At 32.4% G+C, this 6,000-nt stretch carries 6 protein-coding genes; 5 read left to right on the top strand and 1 reads right to left on the bottom strand.

What is annotated here, in order from left to right; translation table 11 throughout:
• Positions 1-640, bottom strand: a 640-nt coding sequence (locus tag SAGCYANO_RS21940) for a lectin-like protein (protein ID WP_202222012.1), incomplete at its 3' end; no start/stop codon positions are given.
• A gap of 350 nt (positions 641-990) precedes the next feature.
• On the opposite strand from SAGCYANO_RS21940, the gene SAGCYANO_RS21935 reads away from it, so the two are divergent.
• From SAGCYANO_RS21935 to SAGCYANO_RS21915, 5 genes are all read left to right on the top strand, one after another.
• Positions 991-1,185 carry a hypothetical protein gene (locus tag SAGCYANO_RS21935; protein ID WP_202222011.1) on the top strand — a complete coding sequence of 65 codons (195 nt, stop codon included), beginning with the start codon at positions 991-993 and terminating at the stop codon, positions 1,183-1,185.
• 1,306 nt (positions 1,186-2,491) lie between these two features.
• Positions 2,492-2,662 carry an AAA family ATPase gene (locus SAGCYANO_RS21930; RefSeq protein ID WP_202222010.1) on the top strand — a complete coding sequence of 57 codons (171 nt, stop codon included), beginning with the start codon at positions 2,492-2,494 and terminating at the stop codon, positions 2,660-2,662.
• Positions 2,662-2,994, top strand: coding sequence for a hypothetical protein (locus SAGCYANO_RS21925; RefSeq protein ID WP_202222009.1), 333 nt, complete (start codon positions 2,662-2,664; stop codon positions 2,992-2,994). The genes SAGCYANO_RS21930 and SAGCYANO_RS21925 overlap by 1 nt, the downstream gene beginning before the upstream one ends.
• Entirely contained in the window at positions 2,946-3,656 is a 711-nt protein-coding gene (locus tag SAGCYANO_RS21920; protein WP_237396502.1) for an ATP/GTP-binding protein, read from the top strand. The genes SAGCYANO_RS21925 and SAGCYANO_RS21920 overlap by 49 nt, the downstream gene beginning before the upstream one ends.
• 2 nt (positions 3,657-3,658) lie before the next feature.
• Positions 3,659-4,327 carry a DUF3226 domain-containing protein gene (locus tag SAGCYANO_RS21915; RefSeq protein WP_202222008.1) on the top strand — a complete coding sequence of 223 codons (669 nt, stop codon included), beginning with the start codon at positions 3,659-3,661 and terminating at the stop codon, positions 4,325-4,327.
• The last annotated feature ends 1,673 nt before the right edge of the window (positions 4,328-6,000 follow it).

Below are 6,000 nucleotides of genomic sequence, written 5' to 3'. Positions count from 1 at the left end.
TAACATCATTATCATTCCACTTAAAACCTTCCTGAGAATATAAGGATATATGACCATAATCTTCACCCTCTCTGCCATTATCTGGTTGAATATTGTCACGCCAGTTAGAGTATTCATTATTGATGGGTTCTCCATCGGATTTCCCTATCCAAAATGTTATTCCGTTTTCTGTTTCTGGTCCTACTACCCACTGCCATATACCCTCATTTCTTGCATCACTAGCACCAATCCAAGCACTCTTTAGTTTACCTCTAACAAACACTTCTTCTCCATTGTTATTCTTATCCAATTGACGTAAATTTTGGCTATTCTCAATAAATTCTTGTTCCTCTTGTGAAATAATTGTTACTAAATGTCCTGGAATTCCTCTATGATTTTTGTTATTAGCTCTACTATTTGCTTCTGTCCAAGATATATCTTCTTCTACTAATTCATAGTAATGTTTACAACCATTATTTTCTTGAAAAACAGGCAGTTTTGGTTTGCATTCCTGATATTCTTGGTCATAATATCTATTTCTTAGAAAACATTTCCATTGTGTAGGTAAAAATGCAGGTATCAAAGCAACTATCACTGCTGTAAAAGTTGCCACAAAAATTCCAATGATAGTGATGATTTGATCGCGAGTTAATCTGTTCATAAACTCATTCTAATTATGGTAGAAAAAATACAGGTAACTTTGTTAAATATCAACTCAATTTCAAGTTTCGTCAATTATTACCAATTTTACTAAAATACCGTACTAGCTTAAGATTTACTTTATAAATCAGCTCTAAAAATAACTCAGTTGTATTTTCTCAAATATTCTCTGTCAAAAAGGTAATTAATAGTGATATTAGTCACGAAATTTACTTATCTACTTCACTTTGTCATAGTTGAGTAACTCACTCTTGACAATACCGAAAAATCACTCTTTACTCCAACTGCAAGTCACCACCATAATCATAAAAACAGAAGATGATAAAAGTGTAGAGTTCAAGGTTAATCATCATGCTTCAAATTAAATTACTCCCCGGTGCAATTAACGAAATCATGGTTTCTGTTGCTGACAAATGTCCTCTAACTCAATCAGACCGTTATGGTCTTCTGGCTGCTATATTGGATGAGTCCCTCAGTGAAGAAGACCGTCGCAGTGTTGATAGGTTGTTACGTTCTGTTATGAGAGGACGGGTGAAAGTAGCATAGAGTTGTCCATCCTGACAAAAAAATAAGGTCTCAAGTCTCCTCTTTCAAGGGGATGAAAAAAAATAAAGTTCAATATTTCAATTCACTTTACTTTCCTAGGTCATGCTGCGCAAAAAGGTAGACAGAGGTACTGATAACTGATAACTGAAATGACTCGTGTCCAATTTTTTATGGCACTTCAGCAATTAACAATTAATAATTACCTCTAATTTTCATCAATTGCTGACGAAAATGAACATCCTGGTGATATGGAATATCTGTCGCAATTTCGGCGATCGTTCAAGCCAAAATTCAGCCAGAAGAAATAGATTTAATTGCTTATTGCTGAGTAGGAGATTACGATTACAGATTTTGGTTTCCCGCAGCCAAAATATAAGTTGCTATTGGAGCTGAAAATGCTCATGCTTTTGAAATTAGAAATTTATGCAACAGAGGCAATTTAGGCATTCATATCTGCCGAAATATTTTGCTAGCAGATTCAGGTTGAATTTATACTTTAGTTGTTTGTAGCGATAACGGAAGTCAAAAGTCAGAAGTCAAAAGTTAAAAGTTAGATTTTATCGCCTCAAAATTTTAACCCTACTGGACCGACACACCTTAAATTGTGCATTAGGGAGTAGGGGAGTGGGGGAGTGGGGAGTAGGGGAGTAGGGGAGTAGAAGAGATAAAGACAACTAGAAATAAAAATCTATTGCACAGTTTTAGCTGTGTCAGTCTACTACACTAATTTACGGAAGTCAAAAGTTAAAAGTTAAAAGTTAAAGGTAAGACTTTATCGCCTGAAAACTTTAACGCTTTTACGGAAGTTAAAAGTCAAAAGTCAAAGGTAACACTTTATCTCCTGAAAACTTTAACACTTTTACGGAAGTCAAAAGTCAAAAGTTAAAAGTAAGATTTTATCGCCTCAAAACTTTAACCCTACACTAATTTACGGAAGTCAAAAGTTAAAAGTTAAAAGTTAAAAGTAAGATTTTATCGCCTCAAAATTTTAACCCTAGACTAATTTGCGCAAGTCAAAAGTTCAAAGTCAAAAGTCAAAGGTAAGACTTTATCGCCTCAAAACTTTAACGCTTTTACGGAAGTCAAAAGTCAAAAGTCAAAAGTAAGATTTTATCGCCTCAAAATTTTAACCCTACAGTAATTTACGAAAATTATTTCGCATTTCAGTATAAGATAAGTAGTGTAGCCTAAGTTGATTAAATTGGTGTAATTGAGATTTACCTATTCTCAAACAAAAAGTTGAAAATTTACTATCGTCTTAAAATTAATTTTTTTATTTTCAAATATATATGAACAGGAAATAAATATGTTGAAATCGTTAACTATAAATAATTTTCGTTGCTTCCAATCTTTTGAACTTCAAAACCTTGGCAGAGTTAATTTGTTGGTTGGCATGAATAATAGTGGGAAAACTTCTATTTTAGAGGCTATTCAACTTTTATATTCCTTTTTCAACCAGAAAAGCTTCAAAAAATAATGTCTGATAGAGGAGAATTTTTCTGGAAAAAAGACTATAAAGAGCTAGATATTCGTCACCTTTTCTATGGGCGTGAAATTTCACTAGGAAGCAAATTTTCTATAGTAGGAACTAATGATAAAAATCATAAAAATATAGTTGCTTCAATACAAACAGATTCACGGAATAAATTGGATGAACAATTAGATGATTTAGGAGAATTTAATTATGATATAAAAGAAATTTTATCTGATAATTCAGAAGAAATTAGTGATGTACTAGGTAAAGTAGAAGATATTTTTTTGTGCTTGATTGGAAAAGAAAAGAAGTTATATCTAATTTGTCGAGAATAGGATACCCATTATCATCTGATGGAGGTATAGATATTACTATGTTAAGGCAATTTATAAAAGCTACAAAAGCAGCTACAAAATCTCAATTTATTACACCATTATCTTTGGATATTAACGAAATTACTCAATTATTTGATGAAATTGTCTTAACACCAGAGGAAACATTTACCCTAGAAGCACTGCAAATTATTGAACCTAAAATTGAACGTATTGCTTCAATAGGTCCTGAAAAATACGGTTCTAATAATAGAATTGTAGGAGCAAGAGGTGGGTTTCTAGTAAAAGTTTCTGACCAAAAAAAACCTATACCTATTGGCAGTATGGGAGAAGGAATATGGCGAATTTTAGCATTAGCGATCGCTCTTGTTTCTGCTCAAGGTGGAGTATTACTTGTAGATGAAATTGATACTGGTTTACATTTTTCTACAATGTCTGATATGTGGAAACTTATTTGGAAAACAGCGAAAAAATTAGATGTTCAAGTCTTTGCTACTACTCATAATAGTGATTGTTGGAGTAGTCTTGCTGATGTTATTCAAAATGAAGATTTAGAGGGCGAAGAAATTACAATTCACAGAATAGAAGCTAATAAAAATACTTCTGTAGTTTTCACAGAACCTGAAATTGTGATTGCTGCACAACGTGACATAGAGGTACGTTAGTAATGGCAAAAAAATCTGTTCCTCCCAGAAATAAACTTTTAGTAGAGGGTGATGAGGATAAAAGAGTTATTCCATATTTGATAGAAGCTAATGATATTCCTTGGGAATATAAAAATAAACAACCATTTGTATATATTGAATCTTGTGATGGTATAGAAAAACTACTAAATAAAAATGTAATTTCTACAGAGTTAAAAGCATCTGGACTTTCTGCATTAGGTCTAATAGTTGATGCAGATGATAATTCAAAGGATAGATGGCAAAATATTAGGAATGTTTGTTTACCAAGTATTCCTGATTTTCCTGAAAATTTACCAGAAACAGGTCTAATTCTTATGACTAATTCTGGTGTTAAATTTGGAGTGTGGATGATGCCAGACAATAAAATGTCTGGAATGTTAGAAACATTTCTGACTTATATAATTCCTGACGAAAAAGAACTACTTTGGAATTATGCACAAACAGTTGTTATGGAAGCTAAAAATAAAGGTGCGCCATTCATAGAAAATCACACTGATAAAGCTAATATTCATACATGGTTAGCTTGGCAAAATCCTCCTGGTCGCCAATTACATAATGCTGTGATGGAAAGAATATTAAATCCAAAACATCCCCAAGCTCAAACATTTATTAACTGGTTTAAAAAATTATATGACCTTTCAAGAATTTAGAATTTAGAATGCGCGAATTTAGAATTACCTCTCCTTGAAAACAAGAGGATTGGGTTAAAAGGAATTTTTTTCTTCTCTTGGTCGATTGGATATTGCTCCGAGACCTCCTCATCCCACCCTATGGGAAGCTACGCTTTATATGTTGCGTAGCAAAACGACCGCTTTTTTCTCCATGAATAAAGAGGCTTTATACCTTAATTTTTAGGTAAAATTTATTAAATTTAATTTTAACTATAGCAATCCTTATTTGTAGCTAATATAGAAATTATTAAACAACTCAAAAATTCTGACAATTACCCCATTAATGTCGATTTCTTAACACCAGAAGTAGTGAATTTAAAGGGTAAAATTGGTATGACCTTAGCTCCTATTCATTAATGGATAATGGATAATTACCTCTGGTTAAAACCGAGAGTATTGAATATAAGGAAATATTATTTCTTTTTTCCCCTTAAAAGGGAGGCTTCAAGGCGCGAATTATTTAATTATTAATTATTAATTATTAATTATTAGGTAATTTCAGTTATCAGTTATTGATCAATTATCAGTACCTCTGCAATAAGGAGGCTACGAAAATACGGAATTCTCTTTTTTTATCCCCTTAAAATAGGAGTTTTTACACCACAATTTATCGGTCAGAAAAATTTCGGTATGCACTTGGATTGGGATGGAGATTTGAATCAAGATTTATTACCGAATAATTAAGGTTTCAAGTCTTTCTTTTAAAGGATAAAAAGAAAAAAATTTCATGCTCCACGTCAATGCTCTTCTTTTCAAGGAGAAGTCATTTCAGTTATCAGTTATCATTACCTCTGCAATAAGGAGGCTACGAAAATACGGAATTCTCTTTTTTTATCCCCTTAAAATAGGAGTTTTTACACCACAATTTATCCGTAAGAAAAATTTCGGTATGCACTTGGATTGGGATGGAGATTTGAATCAAGATTTATTACCGGATAATTAAGGTTTAAAGCCTTGATTTTAAAGGATAAAAAAGAAAAAAATTTCATGCTCCACGTCAATGCTCTTCTTTTCAAGGAGAAGTCATTTCAATTATCAGTTATCATTACCTCTGCAATAAGGAGGCTACGAAAATACGGAATTCTCTTTTTTTATCCCCTTAAAATAGGAGGTTTTACACCACAATTTATCGGTCAGAAAAATTTCGGTATGCACTTGGATTGGGATGGAGATTTGAATAAAGATTTATTACCGAATAATTAAGGTTTCAAGCCTTTATTTTAAAGGATAAAAAGAAAAAAATTTCATGCTCCGCGTCAATCCTCTTCTTTTCAAGGAGAAGTCATTTCAGTTATCAGTTAGCCTCCTCCGGAGGAACTGCGTTAACAGTTATCAGTTATCAGTACCTCTGCAATAAGGAGGCAAGAAAATACAGAATTCTCTTTTTTTATCCCCTTAAAAGTGTAGGCGCATACCCACAAATTCTCGGTAATTATTAATTATTAATTATTAATTGTTGAAGACTACGGTTAGACTATGAGATAGATATACTAATAACACTTCTAGAAGAACATGAATTAGAAGACATACAAATTTCTGACCAGGGAAAAGTAGCAGAAGCACAAGGAATAAAAAATATCAGATTTACCATTAAATATCGAAGCATTCCTACCTCAATAGATGAGTTTATTCATCTAATTAACAATATAGCA

It is taken from the genome of Okeania sp. KiyG1 (assembly GCF_014132355.1).
Lineage (GTDB): Bacteria > Cyanobacteriota > Cyanobacteriia > Cyanobacteriales > Microcoleaceae > Okeania.
This window is presented reverse-complemented; position numbering and strand designations above follow the sequence as displayed.